General features: G+C 62.6%; 28 protein-coding genes and 2 other RNA genes. All 30 read right to left on the bottom strand.

The annotated features are described in order from the left end of the window. Position 1: 1 nt before the first annotated feature. The 30 genes from NAV33_RS03240 to NAV33_RS03095 all read right to left on the bottom strand — a co-directional run bounded on the left by NAV33_RS03240 (position 2) and on the right by NAV33_RS03095 (position 17,294). A complete protein-coding gene (locus NAV33_RS03240) occupies positions 2-187 on the bottom strand; it encodes a DUF2635 domain-containing protein (protein WP_255976862.1) in 186 nt (61 codons plus the stop codon). Further along, the gene (locus NAV33_RS03235) at positions 184-774 is read right to left on the bottom strand and encodes a phage protein Gp37 (protein ID WP_255976859.1); all 591 of its coding nucleotides are present in this window, start codon (positions 772-774) and stop codon (positions 184-186) included. Before NAV33_RS03235 ends, NAV33_RS03240 begins: the two co-directional genes overlap by 4 nt. Then, positions 774-1,286: a phage virion morphogenesis protein gene (locus NAV33_RS03230; protein ID WP_255976856.1), complete on the bottom strand. Its 513-nt coding sequence runs from the start codon at positions 1,284-1,286 to the stop codon at positions 774-776. The genes NAV33_RS03235 and NAV33_RS03230 overlap by 1 nt, the downstream gene beginning before the upstream one ends. Then, a complete protein-coding gene (locus NAV33_RS03225; protein ID WP_255976853.1) occupies positions 1,286-1,786 on the bottom strand; it encodes a gp436 family protein in 501 nt (166 codons plus the stop codon). The genes NAV33_RS03230 and NAV33_RS03225 overlap by 1 nt, the downstream gene beginning before the upstream one ends. After that, positions 1,786-2,211, bottom strand: a complete 426-nt coding sequence (locus NAV33_RS03220; protein ID WP_255976850.1) for an HI1506-related protein — start codon at positions 2,209-2,211, stop codon at positions 1,786-1,788. Before NAV33_RS03220 ends, NAV33_RS03225 begins: the two co-directional genes overlap by 1 nt. Before the next feature lie 14 nt (positions 2,212-2,225). Further along, the gene (locus NAV33_RS03215) at positions 2,226-3,134 is read right to left on the bottom strand and encodes a Mu-like prophage major head subunit gpT family protein (RefSeq protein ID WP_255976848.1); all 909 of its coding nucleotides are present in this window, start codon (positions 3,132-3,134) and stop codon (positions 2,226-2,228) included. Between the two features lie 14 nt (positions 3,135-3,148). Next, complete coding sequence (locus NAV33_RS03210; RefSeq protein WP_255976846.1) at positions 3,149-3,547, bottom strand: hypothetical protein; 399 nt, start codon at positions 3,545-3,547, stop codon at positions 3,149-3,151. A 9-nt stretch (positions 3,548-3,556) separates the two neighbouring features. Beyond that, entirely contained in the window at positions 3,557-4,621 is a 1,065-nt protein-coding gene (locus tag NAV33_RS03205) for a phage protease (RefSeq protein WP_255976844.1), read from the bottom strand. A gap of 54 nt (positions 4,622-4,675) precedes the next feature. After that, the gene (locus tag NAV33_RS03200) at positions 4,676-5,026 is read right to left on the bottom strand and encodes a hypothetical protein (RefSeq protein ID WP_255976842.1); all 351 of its coding nucleotides are present in this window, start codon (positions 5,024-5,026) and stop codon (positions 4,676-4,678) included. A 1,111-nt stretch (positions 5,027-6,137) separates the two neighbouring features. Beyond that, positions 6,138-7,259, bottom strand: coding sequence for a phage minor head protein (locus tag NAV33_RS03195; protein WP_255976840.1), 1,122 nt, complete (start codon positions 7,257-7,259; stop codon positions 6,138-6,140). Beyond that, a complete protein-coding gene (locus NAV33_RS03190) occupies positions 7,259-8,791 on the bottom strand; it encodes a DUF935 domain-containing protein (protein WP_255976838.1) in 1,533 nt (510 codons plus the stop codon). The genes NAV33_RS03195 and NAV33_RS03190 overlap by 1 nt, the downstream gene beginning before the upstream one ends. 19 nt (positions 8,792-8,810) lie before the next feature. Next, entirely contained in the window at positions 8,811-10,352 is a 1,542-nt protein-coding gene (locus tag NAV33_RS03185) for a hypothetical protein (protein ID WP_255976836.1), read from the bottom strand. Between the two features lie 421 nt (positions 10,353-10,773). Next, positions 10,774-11,286, bottom strand: a complete 513-nt coding sequence (locus tag NAV33_RS03180; protein ID WP_255976834.1) for a DUF3486 family protein — start codon at positions 11,284-11,286, stop codon at positions 10,774-10,776. A 1-nt stretch (position 11,287) separates the two neighbouring features. Next, positions 11,288-11,593, bottom strand: a complete 306-nt coding sequence (locus NAV33_RS03175; protein ID WP_255976832.1) for a hypothetical protein — start codon at positions 11,591-11,593, stop codon at positions 11,288-11,290. After that, positions 11,586-11,978, bottom strand: a complete 393-nt coding sequence (locus tag NAV33_RS03170; RefSeq protein ID WP_255976830.1) for a hypothetical protein — start codon at positions 11,976-11,978, stop codon at positions 11,586-11,588. The genes NAV33_RS03175 and NAV33_RS03170 overlap by 8 nt, the downstream gene beginning before the upstream one ends. Next, positions 11,975-12,589, bottom strand: coding sequence for a lysis protein (locus NAV33_RS03165; RefSeq protein WP_255976828.1), 615 nt, complete (start codon positions 12,587-12,589; stop codon positions 11,975-11,977). The genes NAV33_RS03170 and NAV33_RS03165 overlap by 4 nt, the downstream gene beginning before the upstream one ends. Then, complete coding sequence (locus NAV33_RS03160) at positions 12,582-12,761, bottom strand: hypothetical protein (RefSeq protein ID WP_255976826.1); 180 nt, start codon at positions 12,759-12,761, stop codon at positions 12,582-12,584. Before NAV33_RS03160 ends, NAV33_RS03165 begins: the two co-directional genes overlap by 8 nt. After that, entirely contained in the window at positions 12,758-12,955 is a 198-nt protein-coding gene (locus NAV33_RS03155; protein ID WP_255976824.1) for a hypothetical protein, read from the bottom strand. The genes NAV33_RS03160 and NAV33_RS03155 overlap by 4 nt, the downstream gene beginning before the upstream one ends. Further along, positions 12,948-13,427, bottom strand: coding sequence for a structural protein (locus NAV33_RS03150; RefSeq protein ID WP_255976822.1), 480 nt, complete (start codon positions 13,425-13,427; stop codon positions 12,948-12,950). Before NAV33_RS03150 ends, NAV33_RS03155 begins: the two co-directional genes overlap by 8 nt. Beyond that, positions 13,424-13,774: a hypothetical protein gene (locus tag NAV33_RS03145; protein ID WP_255976820.1), complete on the bottom strand. Its 351-nt coding sequence runs from the start codon at positions 13,772-13,774 to the stop codon at positions 13,424-13,426. The genes NAV33_RS03150 and NAV33_RS03145 overlap by 4 nt, the downstream gene beginning before the upstream one ends. Positions 13,775-13,864: 90 nt before the next feature. Next, a complete protein-coding gene (locus tag NAV33_RS03140) occupies positions 13,865-14,461 on the bottom strand; it encodes a hypothetical protein (protein WP_255976818.1) in 597 nt (198 codons plus the stop codon). 48 nt (positions 14,462-14,509) lie between these two features. Continuing rightward, positions 14,510-14,938 carry a Mor transcription activator family protein gene (locus NAV33_RS03135; protein ID WP_181297006.1) on the bottom strand — a complete coding sequence of 143 codons (429 nt, stop codon included), beginning with the start codon at positions 14,936-14,938 and terminating at the stop codon, positions 14,510-14,512. Then, positions 14,938-15,294: a gp16 family protein gene (locus NAV33_RS03130; protein ID WP_255977009.1), complete on the bottom strand. Its 357-nt coding sequence runs from the start codon at positions 15,292-15,294 to the stop codon at positions 14,938-14,940. The genes NAV33_RS03135 and NAV33_RS03130 overlap by 1 nt, the downstream gene beginning before the upstream one ends. 41 nt (positions 15,295-15,335) lie before the next feature. Then, positions 15,336-15,617, bottom strand: coding sequence for a hypothetical protein (locus tag NAV33_RS03125; RefSeq protein WP_255976815.1), 282 nt, complete (start codon positions 15,615-15,617; stop codon positions 15,336-15,338). Continuing rightward, on the bottom strand, positions 15,614-15,835 hold the full coding sequence (locus tag NAV33_RS03120) for a hypothetical protein (RefSeq protein WP_255976813.1): 222 nt from the start codon (positions 15,833-15,835) through the stop codon (positions 15,614-15,616). The genes NAV33_RS03125 and NAV33_RS03120 overlap by 4 nt, the downstream gene beginning before the upstream one ends. A gap of 5 nt (positions 15,836-15,840) precedes the next feature. After that, positions 15,841-15,914, bottom strand: an RNA gene (locus tag NAV33_RS03115) — hammerhead ribozyme type II. Then, entirely contained in the window at positions 15,913-16,587 is a 675-nt protein-coding gene (locus tag NAV33_RS03110) for a DUF7168 domain-containing protein (protein ID WP_255976811.1), read from the bottom strand. Before NAV33_RS03110 ends, NAV33_RS03115 begins: the two co-directional genes overlap by 2 nt. Before the next feature lie 8 nt (positions 16,588-16,595). Next, complete coding sequence (locus NAV33_RS03105; RefSeq protein ID WP_255976809.1) at positions 16,596-16,997, bottom strand: hypothetical protein; 402 nt, start codon at positions 16,995-16,997, stop codon at positions 16,596-16,598. Positions 16,998-17,002: 5 nt separating this feature from the next. Further along, positions 17,003-17,069: hammerhead ribozyme type II (locus NAV33_RS03100), an RNA gene on the bottom strand. Next, on the bottom strand, positions 17,067-17,294 hold the full coding sequence (locus NAV33_RS03095; RefSeq protein WP_255976807.1) for a hypothetical protein: 228 nt from the start codon (positions 17,292-17,294) through the stop codon (positions 17,067-17,069). The genes NAV33_RS03100 and NAV33_RS03095 overlap by 3 nt, the downstream gene beginning before the upstream one ends. Positions 17,295-17,299 lie beyond the last annotated feature (5 nt).

Raw genomic sequence — 17,299 nt, 5'->3', positions numbered from 1 at the left:
GTTACTCCTTGGCTGCCGCAGGCTTGGTGGCTTTGGGCGGTTTGCCCTCGGTTACGGATTCGTCCGCAATACGGCGACGCCAGTAGCTGTCCAGCACCACGTGGTCGCCTTCGGGCTTGAGGTGGCCACCGAGTGGATGGCGGACCTTGAGGCCCTCGGCCGGCACCAGATAAACGGGTTTGCTCATATCCCCTCCTGCGGGTTGATGTGCGATTGCAGATCCGGCGCCGGGGCGGCGTGATCTTCGTTAAGCCAGCGCTCGCGATCTTCCGGCGTGGCCAGGGGCTCGATGTCAAAGTCAGCGTGAAACTCCTGGAACTCGCCGAGGTTCGTCGCGTCTTTCTGCGGCGGGTCGGTGTCGGCCTGGATCTGCAGCAGGGCGATCTGCAAGCCCTGGTCGCGGAACTGGCTGTCATGCAGAAACTGGTAGCGAGTGACCTGCCAGCTGGCGTCGATGGTCTCGCCGCCGTGCAGCTCGGCAATGGCCGCATCAAGCATCTCGTACAGGCCGATGGTCTTGCCGTCGCCGCGCCGGGCGGACTGGTGGCCACGGGCGTTGCGGGCGACCAGGACCACGACAAATTGCGGTGTGGCAATGGCCTGACTCAGGGTGCCGTCAGCGGCGACGACGTAGGCCGCCGGGGCGTCGAGCCCCCACCGCTGGACCAGGTCGCGGTCAGGCGTATCCGGCAGGCTGTCGACGACCTTTAGGCGCAGGCCGAGCTCGCTGCCCTTGAGCAGTGCGACCAGTTGGGTCTCCAGATCGCCAAGCATCAGGCACCTCCGGGCGCGCCACGGCGCACCAGATCGCTGAGGTGATTGCTCACCAGGTCGAGGATGTCCTGACGGTCATCACCGGAAAGGCCGAGGTATGGCCGCGCAGGTATCTCGACCTGTTTAGCGGTGCGCCAGCCGATGCCGGGAATGGCGAAACGCAGCCCGCCCGAGCCCTTGGCTTTGATCGTGCCGCCGAACTGGTGAATGGCGGCGTAGATCCGGTTGACGCCCCAGACGGCCGACTTCTGGTTGACGTAGCTACCAACAGAGTCGCCCAGGTGGCCATCCTTGGTCAGGGTCTTGCCGCCGTTCAGCTGTGCACGCAGGCTCGGCTTCCAGCGCTGACCATCGGGGGCGGTCTGGCTGCGAAAGCGGGCACGGGTGGTGCTCTCACCGAGAAAGGCGATGTCCTGCAGGAGCGGCGTCGGGTCACCGCCGACGCGGCGGATCTGCTGAAACAACCGCTGCACCTGCGGCAGGTTGTGGGCGATGCGAATGCTGACGGCCATCAGATGAAGCCTCGGCTGTTGTCACGGGCGAATACCAGGCCGGCGCTGACCATCTCCGCGCCGGCCGAGGGCTGCGCGATCGCGCCGCTGTCGGTCGGGCCGAGCTGCACCTTGCCGGTGGCCACGCTCTCCAGGAACTTGATGGAGTCCTTGTAGAGGGTGGTGATTTGCTCGGTCGCCGCATCGTCGTAGAGGAAATAGCGGGCTAGCTGGCCGGCGATGCGTTCGAGCACCTCCGGCGCGCTGGTGAGCGGGAGCTGGTAGCGCCCGCCCAGGTAGGTGTTGATGGTCTGTTCGGAGTCCTGCAGGGCGCGATCGACCCTGGCCAGCGCCTGCCCGGCGGCCGTTTGCTCTTCGGGGGAATAGGCAGACAGGTCATCACCGGCAGCGGCTTTGGTCAGCAGCTCGCCATAAACCATCGGCGGGATGCTGGCGTCGGCACGCTGGGCGATCTCTTCGGCGCTGTAGCGCTTCAGAAACTGGGAGGCGCTGGCGTACATCAGGCGTTACCTTCCGTGTTGTCCTGGTCACCCTGAGTGCCGCCGGTGGCATCAGCCGAATTTGCATTGGCTTTGGCATCGTCGGCAGTCGGAGCAGCAGGTTCCGTGGGTTCGGTTGCGGCCTGAGCCGTTGCCAACTCGGCGAGCTTGGCGTCAGCCTCGGCGGTAGCCGGGAACTGAGCCTGAGTTACGCTGAGCATTGGCTCGGCCTCGATCGCGTCCAGTTGAGCCTGAGTCAGGTTCTCCAGGAGCAGGCCGATGCCTTCACGGGTGAAGGTGAAACCGGCGCGGCGGAAGGTCGGCGGCAGGCTGCGGACGAAGATACCGTCCAGCAGCTCGGGCTCGGCGCCGCTAACCACCACAATCTTTGCCGGGGTTGGCTTTGTTGCCGGCTTGGTCGTGCGCTTGGCAGGTGCTCTAGCCATTTCAGAACCCTCCCTTATGCGCCGGTGCCGGTGGAGCCGAAGGCGAGCTGCCAGAAGCCGTAGCCAGCTGCAGCGCGTGCTTCTGCGCCGAACTTGTACTTCTTCAGGTTGAACACGTCTTCGGCTTCGGGGTTGGTCTGCGAGACGAATACCGGCTTCTTACGCGGCTGGTACACGAACGGCTTGACCGGCTTGCTGGTGTCGAGCAGGAACCAAGCGGTATCCGACTCGATCCGCCCATCTACCACCAGTTCGGCGGTGCCCTTGTAGGGGTTGGGGGTGTCGTCAGCCAGCTTGTCGTTGGTCAACAACATGCGGGCTGTGTCTTCCAGCGCAGGGCCGACCAGCAGCACGTTGGGCGTGATATTCAAGGACCGGCCTTCCTCATCCTTGAACTTCTTCATGCCTGTGCGGGCCGTGCCGTAGCCGGCCTTGGCCGCTGTCAGGGTGGCGTTGGAAAGCACCGCTGTGATCTTGTTGCTTACCGAGGCCCCGCCCATCGGGTGATCGGTGTCGAAGAAGTATTGGCCGTCGTAGCAGAGCTTGGCGAAGCCGCCGTTGACTGCCTCGTACACGAGCTCATCCGGCAACTGGGCCGCCGAGTAGCCGGCCATCTGCGCCTGCGGTTGGTAGATGCCGAGCTGATCGTCCTCGATGTGGTTGCGGTCGACCTCGACGGTGGCCTCGAAGTCTTCGTTGACCACCACGTACTTGTAGGCTTCCAGCGCCTTGGCGACCTTGGCGCCGATCCAACGGCGCATCTTCGGAAAGTTGCTCAGCCAGGTGTAATCGTTCTGCCCGCTGTTGGACGGAACCTCCATGGCGATCTTCTGCCAGGTGCTGGGTGCCGCTGCGAAGGCTTTGTTGAAGGTTGTCTTCAACGCCAGGAACACGGCGGCGAGGGCTGCTTTATTGATGAGCATGTTCGGATATCTCCTTATTCGATCCAGACGCCGTCGGGCTCGACGCCGACGATGCGCCCAGCTGCGGAACGGGTACCGGTGCCGTCGGTGGCAGCGAGTGTCTGGTCATCGACGATGTAGGCGGTTTTGCCCAGATGGGCCTGGGTGATGGAGCCGTCGTTGCCCCACTTGAAGGCACTGAGGCGGCGCACCAGGACGGTGGCGGCACCAGCGGCGCCGTCAGTGTTGTCCACCGACTCTTCCGCGCGGCCGAGGTAAGTCAGGGTGGTGGCGGTGCTGCCAGGCGCGCCGTAGCCGGTGGCGTTGGCCACAACAATGGCGCCGGCATGAATCACGGCGCCGGCGGCTGCCGGCACACCGATAATCCCGGCGTGCTTCATCGGGGTATTACGGTCGCGGGTGAGCGCGGTCATGGAGCCTCCTTAGGCTTTCAGGGTGGCGAGGTAATCCGCCGGCTCGACGCCCATGGCCTTGCACACGGCCAGGGCTTCGGTATCGAGCTGATCGACAGTGGTCGGGACTTCGGGCTGGTGGCGATGGGTCTGCTGGCCCTTGAGCGCGGCGATCGCCGGGGTTTGCTCCAGGTAGGTCTTGAGCGCAGCGACGTCTTTCTTGCCGAGGTCGCGCGCCCACTTCTCCTGAACCGGCAGCAGGCGGCCATCGGCCAGGCCGGCTTTCACCAGCTCACCGACTTCGCCGTCGACGTGAATGCTTTTCAGCGCGGCGATGTCCTGCTTGAGCGACTCGACGACGTCAACGGGCACGAACTTGGCGGGGTCCGGCTTGCCTTCGGTCTTGGCTGCGGCCAAGGCGGTCTGCAGTTGGTCAACCTTGCCAGCGTCGGCCTTGAGGGCCGTCAGGGCGGTCTGGATGTCTTCTTCGCTGGCGTCTGTGGACAGACCCAGCAGTGCAATCAGCGCTTCTTTATTCACACTTTGGTTCTCCTTTGCGGATGTGGCGGCCGGGTCGGCCAGTTGGAAACGCGCAGCCGCCATCGCCTGCAGCGGGTGCAGGTTGTCGATAGCGGGATAATTGGTGAGGCCGACGTGCAGCAGATCGAGTACCGCGCCGGTCCGCTTGTCATAGGCAAATACCGGGCTCAGATAGCGGTATTCCTTCGCCTTGATGTAATTGCCGCCACGTTCGGTCCAGTCGACCGGTGAGGCGAACAGGCCTTCGCCTTCGCGCCACTCCAGGGATACACCCTTGATCCAGCCAGCCGCGGGTGCTTCTTTCCCGTTCTCGGCGCTGTTGAGAGTTTGGTGTTCGTAGTCGATGACCACGTCAGTCAGGCGCGTGGCCATCTTGGCTAATAGACGGGCTGCGATATCGGTGTCGATCAGCCAATGGCCGTCTTTTACGTCGCTCGGCCGACCGTCACGCGCTTTGAAGGTGCCGGCTGGGAACAGCTGGATGGCGGCACCCTCCGAGCGAATCTCGAAGGAGCAGGCGGCGATGGCAGAAGTGGGGACGTGTTGTGTCTTCATGCCGCCAGTGTCGGCGGCATGGGTTGGAGGTTACAGGCTGAGGGGGTTCAGTATCTAAGCGAAGAGGAAGGGGAACTCGATACCCGTGTTCTGCTTCAGGTGAGTGAATAGCCCTTCGCTGTCTTGGCTGGCGGAGTGGGGCACAACGTCCAGGTAATAGCGCTGCCCTTCATGCAAGGCGAACACAATCCAATCGCCGGTCAGGCGTCGACTCTCGGCGCGATCCTCGAAAGCGCCGACGCAGATCTGCTGAATGAACTCGCCAAGCCAAACCTCTCCAAGTTGGCCTTCGTACCGATTGAGATAGTCTTGCATCAAGCTATCCAGATCCTTGTTTCCGATGCCATTGTCGCGCTGCTTTCCTCGCTGCTCCATACCCCAGCGAACCATCATGTTCGTCGGCATATGGCGCGCCGAGAAGTAATGCTTATGCCAGAAACCCACCAAAGGTGGGCGCCGAAAGGGTGTAGCGTCTTTCGTTTGCGTAGGTCTAGACAGACCCTCCATGTAAAGCAGCTCATCGAGAACATGGAGTGACTCGGATCGATACGGTTCTAGGAACGCCAACTTAACTGCGAGAATCGTGCTGAGCCGGTCGGCGAACGGAGCGTCCCTAGAGACCTTTCTCTTCAATTCGGCTCGCTGGTTCTCGTCCAGCGAAACGGTAGTTCTGTTTCGGCACCCCTCAGGTACTGGCCGAGGCGACGAGTCAATTTTCCCCATCTTGTTGCTCCACAAGCAGTGCGATTCCGCTAGTGCTTATGCCAAAGCTATAGCCCACGGAAGTCAACTGTTTGATAGCAAGTCGGCGGTCAACGAGCCGAGTAAGGCTGTGCTCTACTTTCAACAGGTCAATGTCTTCAGCGCCAGCGATATTTCGCGCCGTTAGGCGTTTTCTCTTTCGGTGGGCTTCTCCTAGGAGGTCCAGAAGGGCTCTGTCTAAGGAAGTTAGCTCGTCGCCGAGAGGAAGGCGCCGGGCAGTGGATCGGATAGCGGAAGATGATGCTGAGGTTTTTGCCATGGGAATTACTTGTTCTGCGACCTTTGTCTCCGCTTTCAGAAGGTATCCCGCCAACCTTTCATTTTCGGACTGCAGCGATGCCAGTCGCTGATGGATGGTTCTGAGCTTATGGATTACTAGTGTGAAACTTGACGCAGCTACCAGAGCAACGGCGAATATGTGCCATCTAGTAGTTGGGATCGGCTCTGTAAACCACACCGTGAAGCTGACAGCTGAGTCGGTAACAGCTCTAGTCGCCCCATCAAAGACGTCAGTCGTCAATGCAATGGTCAGAAGCGCTATCAACAGCGGCCCTAGTTGATCTCGTGTCCACCGCAAACAACTGATTCCAAACTGCTTCATTTTCCGCTCCGTGCTTAAGCCGCGAAGCATGATACAAAACATGTGCGTTAGAAGCCCGTTAGCCGCTCTGCTAGGCATCGAAAATGTTCAACCCCCTCCTACGGTAGCTACCAAGCAAACTAGATCGCCACTGGCCACGCTCGCGGCCTAGCGTTACCGAAGCATTCTCACCAGGCTGCGCACCGCCACGGCCGATTCCGAGATCTCGACTGTCAATACCGTTACCGAGCCGTCGGCCTGCTCATCGATGTATAGCAGGCTGCCATCTGCCTGCAGGTTGGGCGTGGCACGATCGAGTATCAGCTGCACCAAGGCGTAATCCTCGACGAGGATGGTCGGCTGACTGGCAAGTTGCTCAGCCAACACCGTTTCGGTCAGAGTGACGACCGACGTCCTGGCACCGACGCGCTCGGCGCTTTCCTGGCTCAGCAGCCCAACGGGAAAGCCTCCTGCCGGCTTGCGATACCACTCGGCAAACGCCGGACCGCTGACCAGATCGGCAATGCTGGCCCGCGTAATCGCAGTCGGTGCTGCCGCTACCTTGTCGACCAGGTGCTGGCTCAGGCTCGCGCGGCGTCCACCTGGTGGATAGTGGAACGCTGGGTGGACGCCCTTCGGGATCTGCTGCACTTCACCGGTACGCTTGTTGACGAAGGGGACGCTGGGCACCTTCGGCGACTCGCTGACCTCGATGCCTTGGCGCTGCAGCTGGCCCGCCGTCATGGGGATGACTCGGCACTTGCAGCCCCATTCCTTGATTGGCAGATGGCTCTGCCAGAACGGATCATCCACCGAGAGCACCAGGCCGTCCCAGGCGCTGTGCTGCAGGCGGGGGTTTTCCGAGTTGCCGCCGTCGTACTGCAGGTAGGGGAACGCGGCTTTGCGATCCTGGATGCGCTGCCACTGGCCTTCGCTGTGGGCGGTGCGCAGGTTGGTGTCGTAGATCACCTTGAGCCGGCGCGGGCTGCCCAGCTGGACGTCCCGCACCTCACCGGTCAGTGGATCCAGCCGATCCTGCCGTCCCCACCAGCCTTTCGCCTGCAGGGTCGGCATCAGCCTCTTTTGGAAGTCCTGCAGCGTGGTGCCTTCGGCAAGCGCCCGGTCGACCTCGGCGCGAATGTCCTGCAGTAGATCGAGCTGCATGGCCTTGGCCACGGAGAATGCGGACTGATGTTGCGCCTGCCAGACGTCGCGGTAGTCGAAGCCAACAGCGAAGCCTTTCTGGCGGAAGTACTCGATGGCCTCCGTCGGTGGCAGCGCGACCAGGTCGACCATCAGACCGCCCCAGTCCGGCCGGCCAGCGTGCCGGCGAACATGCCCTGGGCGATAAGCTCAGCGAGCTGGCCGGCGTCCAGTTGGGGGATGACCTCGGGCAGCCGATCGCGAAACTCTTCCAGGCTTTTACAGCTGGCGAGCAGCTGCTGCACCGGGGCGACCAGTTCGGCCACTGGCTCCCAGTCATTGGCGAGCTGCTCGGCCAGATCGTCGATCGGGTCGTTGCCCGACTTGCTCTTGAGCGCGGCCACGCGGGTGGCGGCAGTCACCGTCCCGGCCGGGACGGCAGTGCCAAGCACGGCGTCATCTTTGCCCGGCAGCGGTATGCGCAACTTGTCGTGCGCCCAGCTGACCGGGATTTGCATGCCTGCCTCGACCAGCTTGGGCAGAGCCTCGGCGTAAGTGGCCATGTCTTCGGCTTCGACCAGGTCGAACTGGAAACGGGGCAACCGACGGGGGTCGCGCTCGCCGCCCTTATTCAGCACCAGGAGCGGATAGAGGAGGTACTGCCGCAGCGAGGTGGCGACCTGTTTGGCATCGGCCTTGAGCAGGTCGTGGCGCACCTCGTTGTGCACGTTGCCGAGGGCGTTGGTGCTACTGGCGCCGTCGGCCTGGCTGGTGAGCGTGCCGCCGAGGATGGCTTTGGACATGCTCTTTTCAGCCCACTGCACCATCCAGTCGAACGGATCATGGGTGCCCTTGGCCGCTTCCTTGAAGTCAATGGCCATGTCTTCGGGGATGATGCCGGCCGCGTTGTGGCCGATGTTCACCACGGCGCGCAGCAGGGTGGCTTTTTCGTCTGCAGTTGCGCCGCTTGGGTATTTACCCAGGCGGACCGGCAGGCCGTAGATCTCCAGAAACTCGGCGAGGTCTCGGACGGCGTAGTTCTTGAACAGGTACGGCCAGGCCAGCACACGATACAAACCGCCGCGCGCAACATAGCCGGACTTGGCCTTGTGCTGATGCAAGATCCAGCCGAACGGCTGCAGCGGCTCACCTTCGACGCTGCCATCGCGAAGCCGCAGTTCGGTGCGCGTAGCTGGATCGAGCTGGAACCAGGACGCTTCGCGGTAGTTAAACGCCTTGGGCATCCACTCGCGGCCGTACCGCTCCCAGTCCAGCTCGATGCCGGCGAAGCCCTTGCCGATGGCATCGAGCATGTCGAACAACAGATCCTCGAAGTCGGGCAGGTCCTGGAGCACTTCATTCAGCCAGTCGGCCTCGGCCTGCTCGGCGGCGCTGGGGTTGCGTGGCGGTACCACTGCCCAGTCCACCGTTGTCAACGCGCGGCGGCGCTTGCCGATCTCGGCGAGCAGATGCGCGTCCTTTTCTTCCATGTCCTGGAAGAGTTCGCACTGGGCTTTGATGTCGCCTTGCTCGGCCGCCCGGAGGATGCCGGCCAGCTTGGGCGGTGTGAGCCCGTTGGATGGGTGCTCGGCGAATTCCTCCTGCAGCTGGGCGAGCCGGGACGTCTGCGATTCGCGCAGGGTGCTCTGCTCGATGGGCTGGCCGTGAATGTCTACGATTGCCATGGGCATCTATTCCTGAAGGCTACCAGGCGCCTTGCCAGGTGCCGGGTTGATCGTCGTCGCGTTCGGCCCAGCGATCGGCGCGGGGCGGTGCGGGGGTGTATTCGATGGGGCCTGCCGGGCTGCGGCTGGCGGCGTAGGCCAGTACACCAGCGACGGCGGCATCGCCGTGGCGCTTGCCGCCGCCTTTTTCCGTGGTGCGGCTATCCGGAACGCGCGGCACGCCTTTGACGACCTTGAGCGCGCGATAATCGTCGACGGTGTCTTTGTCTGCCGGCAGGTCGTGCAGGGTGCCGTCCTCGAGCGCCGCCTTGAACGGGGGCATGTTGTCGCGGTACCAGCCCTCGGTGAGCATCACCTGGTCTATGCGGCTATGGCCGTACTTGACCGCTGCCGCCTCGGCGATCGCCTGGCCGTTGCCTCGGGCATCGTTCTTGCCACCGAGGAAGTTGGGCAGCCGGTCGACGATGAAGAACAGAATCTGCTCCTGTTGCTTGAACGGCACGTTGCGCAGCTCGACCTGGAAGGGCTGGCGGCGGCGCAGATCTTGCTCCTGGAGCAATGGCACGATGACGGACAGGTCACCGCTGCGACCAAAGTCCATGCCATAGAAGCTGCGCGTTTCACGCGGCAGTGCCGCCAGCAGCGGCAACAGCTCGCGTTCGCACCACGACAGCGAGTCGGCCAGGCGCATGTGCTCGGCAATGGTTTCATAGCCCTGCGGATAGGCCAGGCGCAGCACGGGGACGTCGCGATTGGTGCGTTGCTCCAGGAGCGCGAGCGACAGGTAAGCGCCGCCGCCCTGACTGGGCACGCAGTCGAGTTCTTCCTCGGCGGCATCGCCATAGAAGTCATACACATCCTGAACCCAGGCGGCCTGTTCCTCTGCCGTCCAGGGGATGCCCTTGCGCAGGCAGACCCGCTCATAGAGGCCTTGCTCGACCGCTTCACGGAAGGTCGAGCGGAACAGCATGCCCTTTCGCTTGCCGGCGCGGATCTCCTCGATCAGCTCATTGAACGGATTGTCGGTGCCGTCGTGGGTGCTGATGACATGCACCTCGCCGCCCCAGATAAGCAGCGCCAGTGCCGCCTTGAGCAGCTCGGCCAGATCCTGGTGGAACGCGGCCTCATCGATCACCACCACGCCCTGGCGGCCGCGCAGGTTGGATGGGCGGCTGGTCAATGCGGTGATCCGGAAGCCCGAGGGAAAGCTGATGGTGTACGTCTTGATGTGCTTGTCGGGATCCTCGTCCGGCCAGATGCCTTCCTCGATCTCGCCGGCGGCGTAGTTGAACGCGCGCGCCCACATGGCACAGGCCTGGATGTATTCAACCGTCATGTCCTGGTTGTAGCCGAGGTAATAGACGGTCTGCCCCTTGGCCTCGCGGCTGGCGGCGGCGACCAGGACGTTATCCGCCGCCTCGGCCCAGGTGAGGCCGATACGGCGCGACTTTTCGGCGACCTTGAGCGGGGAGCGCAGGCCGATCCAGTCCTTTTGGTAATCGAGCAGAACAGCGGGTATATCAATAGCGGCGGTGTTGCCTAGTAGTGGTGGCAGATTCATGTTGCGAGCCCTTCGGTGGTAGGCTCGCGGTGCCAAAAAAAGCGCACCAGGGAGGTGTTTCGATGGACGGCTGGTTTCTGAATTTTGTGCTCAAGCTCTGGGCGCCCATAAAAGACTGTGGCGCTGCAATCTGGACGGCTCTGAGATATTTGACCGGGGTGCTCTTTTGGCGTCTCTCGGTAGCTCGGCACTACACACAGTTCGCTACCGCGAAGGGCGGAATCGTTTTCAAGCGCACCGCTAACGCGGACACTTCGAAACATCCTGAGTTTGTGTGTGCTGAGTGCTTCAAGAGGAAGGAACAGCACGGACTTACTGAGAAGAACCAGGGTCTTCTTTACTATCTGGTCTGCCCGAAGTGCGGACACAAGGTTCCCAATCGTGACTTGGTCCCTATTCCTTTTATAGTGTTCTAAACAGCTCACCGCGCCACCCCGAGAATCTCCCGCCGAATCTCAGCCACGGTGGCCGCGTCGAGACCACCTTTTTTGGCGATTTTCTCGACCTGGCTGGCGGCCGCTTCGGCCTTGGCGCGGACCTCGGCCTGCCATTTCTTCTGGCTAATCGACGCCTTGCCCAGCTCGGCCACAGCCTTGGCCACCTTGGGCAGATCGAACTGGCCACCTTCGCTCATGAGCAACTTGAACAGGTGTTCCTGGACGAGGCGCATCAGCGCTTCGTTGACGGCCCCTTCCTCATCGGGCGCGGCAGCCACCACGGCGCGGGCTTGTTCGCTGGCCACTTTCAAGGCGGAGAGGCGATCCTCGAAGTTCTGACCGTAACGGTGCAGCGCGCTCTTGCTGATTGCGAAGCCGCGGTCGGTCAGCTCAGCGGACAGGGCCTCGTAGTCGCTGAAGTTGTTCTCGGCCAAAGCCTGATCCAGCCAGGCTTTCACCTCGCCCGGCAGGGTGGCGACCTTGCTGCGCGGCGGCATGTCAGACGCACCGTGCCGGGCGTGCAATGCCGGGGTTACATTCGATGGTGTACTCGGCGATGTCGACGCCGTAGTGGGTCAGGCCGGCGATCCAGACGCCGCTGGGCTGCTTGTCGAGAGTGACCAGGCTGCGGTCTTTCAGGTAGTCGAGTTCGCGGCGGACTTCATGCTGGGTCGCATCGGCATAGATGCCCTGGATGGTCGAGAGCACCAGGACTTCGTGCGGGTCTACCGGGCGGGCATTGTTGAGGGTCAGCAGGATGTACCAGCGCATGGACTCTCGGCGGATCTTGGCGGCATCAATCATGGTTACGGGCTCCATTTATCTGGATAACTTCGAGCTTGGAGAAAACGGCGTCGATCTTGGCTTCGATGATGGTTTGGTTGCGGACGAAGTCTTCGCGCCGCACGTACTGCAGTGGCAGCTCGGCCTGGAAACGCAGGAAGCTGCGCTCCAACTGCTGCACTGCGTCGGAGTCTTTGTCCTGGCGCTCCAGGACCTTGGCGAAGTTTTCCTCCCAGTGGCGGCTGGCACTTAGCCTGGCGGCATCCTGAGCGGCGAAGCGCTCGGCCAGACGCTTCTCGAACTGACCGAGCAGCAGCTTGACCAGGCCGGTGACGATGCCGACGAAGATGCTGAGCAGCCCCGTGGCCCATCCAATCAGCTGGCTTATTTCTAGCTCCATGGTCATGGCGTGCCAGCCTCCCTGGCTGTGAGCAGGCCGGTCACCTGGCTGGCAAGGGAACGGGCCCAGCGGCCGTAGTCCTGGGCGTGGGCGAGGATGTCTGCGGGTGTAACACCGCTTTCCAATAATTCGGCGTCAGCGCCGGGGGCGGCCCAGGGTGTTTGCCCAGCGGGGCCGGCAACGGGACCAATGGCGGCGCCGGGCACACCAAGGGCGGTGTTGTAGTCGCGCAACCAGCCAACAGTGAACACGCAACGAGGGATAGGCTCAGGCGCAGCGGCCGGCTCCGGCCGATAGGTGCTAGTGACATGGGGGATGCGTTCCTGGATGGGCTGCTGTTCGGTGTCGAGGCGAGCGAGCAAGGCGAGCATCTGCCCAGCGGCTTCGCTGGCGCGAGTTATCTGCTGCAGCATTCGCTCGCTGTTTGCCTCGGCTGTTGTGCTGGCCTGGGTCGCATGCTTGGCCACAAGGGCGCTGAGACTGGCCGCGCCCTGGGCTTCGGCGTGCCGATAGCCGAAGCCGTAGGCGATACCGCCCGAGGCGGCCGCACAGACCATGCAAGCCAGCAGGCCCAGCGTCAGCGAGCTGGGCAACGGTGAGCTGAGACGTTCAAGCATGGCGCTTGGCCCTCCGGCGGTTGCGTGCCTTGCGGGCGGCGCGGCGGGCTGCGGCGATACCTGTTTTGCCGACGCGTATAGGCGGCAGTGGCGTCTGGTACCGGCAGTTCGGCACCCACATGCGCGGCGTGCCGAATAGGTGATCGAGGAAGGCCCAGAGACGGCGGATCATGCGCGCACCCCCTGGGTGGTAACCACTCGCAACACGGCATTGACGACCGGCAGCGAGACGGCCACGACGGTATAGAGGCTGACCGGCAGGTGTGGCTGCAGCAGGCCGGTGCCGGCCTCCAGTGCGACCAGCGCGGCCACGATGGCGTTGAGCCAAAGCGTTTTGCTACGGCTCCAGTGTTTACAGTTAGCCATGGCGCACCCCCTCCAGGATGCCCGCCAAGGCGAGGCCTTCGGCGATCAATGCGTCGCCGTACCAGTTGCCGCCGGGCAATGGCCCTTGGCCGTTTTCGTGACGGACGATGGCCTTCACCAGGGCGGTCGACGTGGCGTAGTCGTAGACGTCGACGGTCTCGTCATCCGCCCCAATCCCGAGCGATTTCGCGACTGCTTTGGCATAAGCGCTGGTGTCGTTTTCATGGGCTGGGGCCCACCGCTCGATGATCTCTCGTACGCTGTCGATGCGGCTGCCGTCACGGGCGCGGCGTACGTCCTGGTAGGTGATCAGCGTCCGAGCAATGGCGCGGATGCCCCATACCGGATGGCTGAACACGATGAACCGCGAGTCAGCTGATTGGTTCAGGGCCATGCCTTGCCAGCGCGTACCGTTGCGCTCCAAGTTGCCGGGGTTGTAGTTGCGAATGCCACGAGGCTGGCGCGAGCTCATGCCGTTTCCTTATTGCCGAGGGCCGCACGCAGCTCGGCCAGGCGCGCGCGACCAACCTCCGGGCTGGATTGGCGGAGGGAGGAGATACGTCTGGTTGGGATCAGGGGTGCCGGATCGACCGCAGCGGCGCGGCGGTGCATCTCGCGGTGCGCGATCAGCTGCTTGGCGCGCTGCTCGGCCTTGGCCAGACCCGACTTGGCCATCTCACGGGCGAGGCCACGTAGCTCGACCGGGCATGCCGTGAAGATTTCGCGCTGACGCTCGACGTCGCCATAGGCATCGACGATGGCCTGGGCGAAGTCACGCGCGTGGCGAAGGGGGCGAGTGTGGGTGGCTTGTTTCTTCATGCCGCCATGTTCGGCGGCGGCAGAAGATCAATGGAGCTTGAAGGGGTTCAGTAGATACAAGAAGCCCCGCACTTGGCGGGGCTTAGAGGGCTAGAGTTTCTCTACTGTGAGGAACCAGAGGCTTAGCTCGTTGGAGTGCTTGGCTATCAGCCGTCTGCCTTCTCGCTCAATCACTTGCGTTTCCGTGCCGGCATCAGCGAGGCCTGCTAGCCACGCCTCGGGAGAATTCCACTCAGGGAATAGAGCGTGAACGTAGCGAGTTGCCATCTCAAGGTTTCGCGCTCGAATTTGTTCATCGTTCAGATCGGCCGAAAAAGCGAGCGTAGCTTTCTCCACGACATCTGATGTTCCACTTATTTCCAGTATGCCTGTCGAACCGCCTTGGGTTTTACCGAGTTCTCTCAATTCTCCTTTATCGGCAGGCGCGGCTTTCAATACCGGAGCGAATTCGCCCAATTCGGCCAATAGCTTAGATTTGCTCAGGGCTCCGCCTCGCTGCTTTTCGAACGCCGTGCTTTGGTACTTGGCGTAGCGCTCTGTCAGCAGGTAACCACCAGACACAACAGAGGTTGCGATCACTGCTGTAATGAAGCCGCCGCCAATGGCGATGGTGGCGCTCAATCGTCTGCGCTTGGCGAAGAGAGCCACAACGAACCAAACGGCTAAAAAAATTATCAGGAAAATCATCGAAGGTCGCTCCTTGCGAATGTATGCATTTGCCCTAAGTGTCGATGCCTAGTGAAAAAGGTCGCCAGTTGCCTCGGGTGAGGGCTGCTTCAGGATCTCCCAGACCCGCCGATCGCTCAGCTTGTAGCTGCGGGCCAACTCGGCGACCAAGGTATTGGCCGACACGCCCTCGCGCACGCCCTGGACGTACTGGCGGTTGATCTCCAGGTCACGCAGGCGGCGGATAGCGGCTTCGCACTTGGGGATGTACAGCGGCACGCTGCCCCATTGCTCGGCCATGATGGTGGCTGCACGCTCACCGATCACTTCTTTCAAGGCTTCGTGCCGGATGATGCCCAGCCGGCGCACGCCTTTAGCGACTGGCCAGGTGGTGCCGCCCAACTCGTCGACCAGGCGCTGGGCTGCGGGCAGGCCGATGGCCTCTGCGATGTCCAGCAGTTGCTTTGGCAGCAGCTCTTTGACCTGGTCGATTTCCATTAGGTGGGCTTCCCGTGGCGCTTGGCGTCATACACAAAGGCGGCGACCAGACGTTGCAACTGGCCACTATCGAGCCATTCTACCCGTTCGACCTTGAACATACGCAACGCCATCGCGTCGGCGTATGCCCAGGGGCGGTTTGCTTCGGCCAGGAAGGCTTCGATCTTGCCGACCAGTGCTGCTCGATCTTGCGCGGGCTTTGGCACCGCTCTGCCGGCCTTCTTTGCTGGCTTGGGCTGGAAGCCGAGACGGACGAACTCAGCCAGCACGGCCCCGATCTGGCGCGGGCTCAGGTCTTTCGCTGAGCGAACGCCGGCCACTCGGGCTAGCAACGCGCGATAGGTGTCGTCATCCATGCCCAGCTGGCTTTTGGCGATGTGGATCTTGGCAAGACTGCTCACAACGGGTTCCTCGGGTTCATTGCCTCGGCGAATGCAGCCGGATCTCGGCGGGCCATATCGGCCATGTAGCGAATGGCGAGCGTGATTGCCTCACCGGCTTCGGTGTAGCCGCCGACCTGTTGCATCGCGTCGAGGTCGCGGCGGGTGCCGCTGTAGATTTCGAACTTGATCTTCTCGGCACCGACCTTTTCGCGGTGTAGCAGGGTGCGGTCGCGCTTCGATTGTTGGCGTGCAGCGTTCTGCTTGCGTACCCGTTCAGCCTTGCTTTGCTCGGTCATGGATGCGCCTCCAGGAGCGCGGCCATCATCTCGCAGAGCTCCGAGCCCATCAGGTAGCGAGGCGCCTCGACTTCACCAAGTAGGCACTCGGCGACCGCGTAAGCGAAGCAGGGATAAGTGGCAGGCTCGGCCGGCACGTTGTAGTTGTGGCGAATGCTGATGCCAGCCAGGCCTTCGGCCCAGTTGCACCAGTCGGCTCGGTTTCGTAGCAGTTGCATCGTGTCCTCGGCTGCTCATCAGTACCGGGCAACCACGCCCGGCAGACCATCGCCCCGGTGAAGGGGCTAGGTTTCGCTCAGTGCAATGCCAGCGGCGCCTGGCCATCGACCCCGTGGTTGAGCTGAACGCCCTTCGCGGCCTCAATGCCGCGCGCGGCGTCCTGGTAGTCGCGCTGGCTCATGCGCTTCTTGTCGCCGCTGCGGTCGACGGGGCGGAAGCTGCTTAGCTCCGGGTAGTGCTTGGCCATGTAGGTGGCCACCGCTGCGCTCGGTTCTTCCGAACCGGCAAATGCCCATACGCTGCCACGCACCTTCCACACCCAGGCGTTGCAGAACACGTCAGCACGCTTGGTTTTGGTGCTCGCTTTGCAGCGGGCCAGGTGGTCGGCGATGTAGTCGCGCCTGGCCTGGCGGACCTGACGCAACAGGATGGTCATGGTGTAGCTGGCCACTTCGGCCATCTCGCCAATGAAACGGTATTCACCACGGCCGGACAAAAACAGGAAACTGCAGCAGTACGCCTTACCGACGACTTCGGCCAGGCCGGCTTCCCATGCCACGGGGCGGGTCTTGGCGCCGCTGCGCGCTGACGCTTCGATAACGTCGGCGATCAGCACATCGGCGTCCTCGATCCGGTACTTCTCCATCATCGCCCGCGCCTGGCGCATGGCGGCAGCCGCTTCGTTGGGGTTGCTGCTCGCGGCGAGCCGCAGGCACTTCTTGATCTTCTCCAGTGCTTTTTGCCGGTCCATGTCGGTTCCTAGTGGATGCGTTTGATGGTGGTGTTGTGGGCTAGAAGCTGCTTTTTCAGTGAGGCGAAGCTCTTCCAGGTGGGCTGAAAGAAGATGATTTTCGTTGCCTCTCGTTTCGCCGCTTCACGCTTGCCAAAGGCCTTGCGAGTCAGCTCGATCTCTTTGCGGCTGTACAGCGCCTGTGTCGATTTCCTGAGGAAACGACGTGCTTCCTCGTGTACTGGCTGGCCGTCCCTGGTCGAATGCATCCAGGCACCCTTGAATACGCCATTGACGTATACGGCCGTCGACCAACTCTTGTTCGCTGTCTGCTGCTGCAGGGTCAACTCGTATTCGTCGCACTGCAGCGTCATTTGCCCCCAGGGGCTGTCCATCTGCGCCTTCAACGCGTCCCAGTCTTCTTGCTCCATTGCTTCCTCGGCTGCTCATCAGTACCGGGCCACCACGCCCGGCAGACCGCCCCGGCTGGGGCGGTTTCGCTAGTGGATCGTGGTGTTGGGTGGCGTTGCCGCCTGGCGTTCGGCCTTGCACTTATCGCAGTTGCATTCCTGCAGCTTCTGCAGCGCGACCTTGGCCAGCAGCCGGGGCGCCATGCCGAGCAGGCCCTGGGTAAGCGCGTTGGCTGTGCTGTCTGCTGCAGCGGGGCCGGCCATTTGGATCGACACGCCGCCTTCTTCGTCTTTGATGGTGATGGTGTACTCGGCCATGGGGC

Source organism: Stutzerimonas stutzeri (assembly GCF_024448715.1).
GTDB lineage: Bacteria > Pseudomonadota > Gammaproteobacteria > Pseudomonadales > Pseudomonadaceae > Stutzerimonas > Stutzerimonas stutzeri_AR.
Note: the sequence above shows the minus strand (reverse complement) of the source record. Positions and strands in the feature narration are given on the sequence as shown.

Bases quoted from the DNA above. Each gene is read 5' to 3' on its own strand.
- NAV33_RS03170 (WP_255976830.1), bottom strand. From the start codon at position 11,978: ATGACCATGGAGCTAGAAATAAGCCAGCTGATTGGATGGGCCACGGGG.
- NAV33_RS03180 (WP_255976834.1), bottom strand. From the start codon at position 11,286: ATGCCGCCGCGCAGCAAGGTCGCCACCCTGCCGGGCGAGGTGAAAGCC.
- NAV33_RS03190 (WP_255976838.1), bottom strand. From the start codon at position 8,791: ATGGCAATCGTAGACATTCACGGCCAGCCCATCGAGCAGAGCACCCTG.
- NAV33_RS03185 (WP_255976836.1), bottom strand. From the start codon at position 10,352: ATGAATCTGCCACCACTACTAGGCAACACCGCCGCTATTGATATACCC.
- NAV33_RS03220 (WP_255976850.1), bottom strand. From the start codon at position 2,211: ATGGCTAGAGCACCTGCCAAGCGCACGACCAAGCCGGCAACAAAGCCA.
- NAV33_RS03200 (WP_255976842.1), bottom strand. From the start codon at position 5,026: ATGCCGACGAACATGATGGTTCGCTGGGGTATGGAGCAGCGAGGAAAG.
- NAV33_RS03195 (WP_255976840.1), bottom strand. From the start codon at position 7,259: ATGGTCGACCTGGTCGCGCTGCCACCGACGGAGGCCATCGAGTACTTC.
- NAV33_RS03135 (WP_181297006.1), bottom strand. From the start codon at position 14,938: ATGGAAATCGACCAGGTCAAAGAGCTGCTGCCAAAGCAACTGCTGGAC.
- NAV33_RS03105 (WP_255976809.1), bottom strand. From the start codon at position 16,997: ATGGAGCAAGAAGACTGGGACGCGTTGAAGGCGCAGATGGACAGCCCC.
- NAV33_RS03165 (WP_255976828.1), bottom strand. From the start codon at position 12,589: ATGCTTGAACGTCTCAGCTCACCGTTGCCCAGCTCGCTGACGCTGGGC.
- NAV33_RS03175 (WP_255976832.1), bottom strand. From the start codon at position 11,593: ATGATTGATGCCGCCAAGATCCGCCGAGAGTCCATGCGCTGGTACATC.
- NAV33_RS03225 (WP_255976853.1), bottom strand. From the start codon at position 1,786: ATGTACGCCAGCGCCTCCCAGTTTCTGAAGCGCTACAGCGCCGAAGAG.
- NAV33_RS03150 (WP_255976822.1), bottom strand. From the start codon at position 13,427: ATGAGCTCGCGCCAGCCTCGTGGCATTCGCAACTACAACCCCGGCAAC.
- NAV33_RS03140 (WP_255976818.1), bottom strand. From the start codon at position 14,461: ATGATTTTCCTGATAATTTTTTTAGCCGTTTGGTTCGTTGTGGCTCTC.
- NAV33_RS03210 (WP_255976846.1), bottom strand. From the start codon at position 3,547: ATGACCGCGCTCACCCGCGACCGTAATACCCCGATGAAGCACGCCGGG.
- NAV33_RS03110 (WP_255976811.1), bottom strand. From the start codon at position 16,587: ATGGACCGGCAAAAAGCACTGGAGAAGATCAAGAAGTGCCTGCGGCTC.
- NAV33_RS03215 (WP_255976848.1), bottom strand. From the start codon at position 3,134: ATGCTCATCAATAAAGCAGCCCTCGCCGCCGTGTTCCTGGCGTTGAAG.
- NAV33_RS03145 (WP_255976820.1), bottom strand. From the start codon at position 13,774: ATGAAGAAACAAGCCACCCACACTCGCCCCCTTCGCCACGCGCGTGAC.
- NAV33_RS03235 (WP_255976859.1), bottom strand. From the start codon at position 774: ATGCTTGGCGATCTGGAGACCCAACTGGTCGCACTGCTCAAGGGCAGC.
- NAV33_RS03240 (WP_255976862.1), bottom strand. From the start codon at position 187: ATGAGCAAACCCGTTTATCTGGTGCCGGCCGAGGGCCTCAAGGTCCGC.
- NAV33_RS03120 (WP_255976813.1), bottom strand. From the start codon at position 15,835: ATGCAACTGCTACGAAACCGAGCCGACTGGTGCAACTGGGCCGAAGGC.
- NAV33_RS03155 (WP_255976824.1), bottom strand. From the start codon at position 12,955: ATGGCTAACTGTAAACACTGGAGCCGTAGCAAAACGCTTTGGCTCAAC.
- NAV33_RS03160 (WP_255976826.1), bottom strand. From the start codon at position 12,761: ATGATCCGCCGTCTCTGGGCCTTCCTCGATCACCTATTCGGCACGCCG.
- NAV33_RS03095 (WP_255976807.1), bottom strand. From the start codon at position 17,294: ATGGCCGAGTACACCATCACCATCAAAGACGAAGAAGGCGGCGTGTCG.
- NAV33_RS03205 (WP_255976844.1), bottom strand. From the start codon at position 4,621: ATGAAGACACAACACGTCCCCACTTCTGCCATCGCCGCCTGCTCCTTC.
- NAV33_RS03230 (WP_255976856.1), bottom strand. From the start codon at position 1,286: ATGGCCGTCAGCATTCGCATCGCCCACAACCTGCCGCAGGTGCAGCGG.
- NAV33_RS03130 (WP_255977009.1), bottom strand. From the start codon at position 15,294: ATGGATGACGACACCTATCGCGCGTTGCTAGCCCGAGTGGCCGGCGTT.
- NAV33_RS03125 (WP_255976815.1), bottom strand. From the start codon at position 15,617: ATGACCGAGCAAAGCAAGGCTGAACGGGTACGCAAGCAGAACGCTGCA.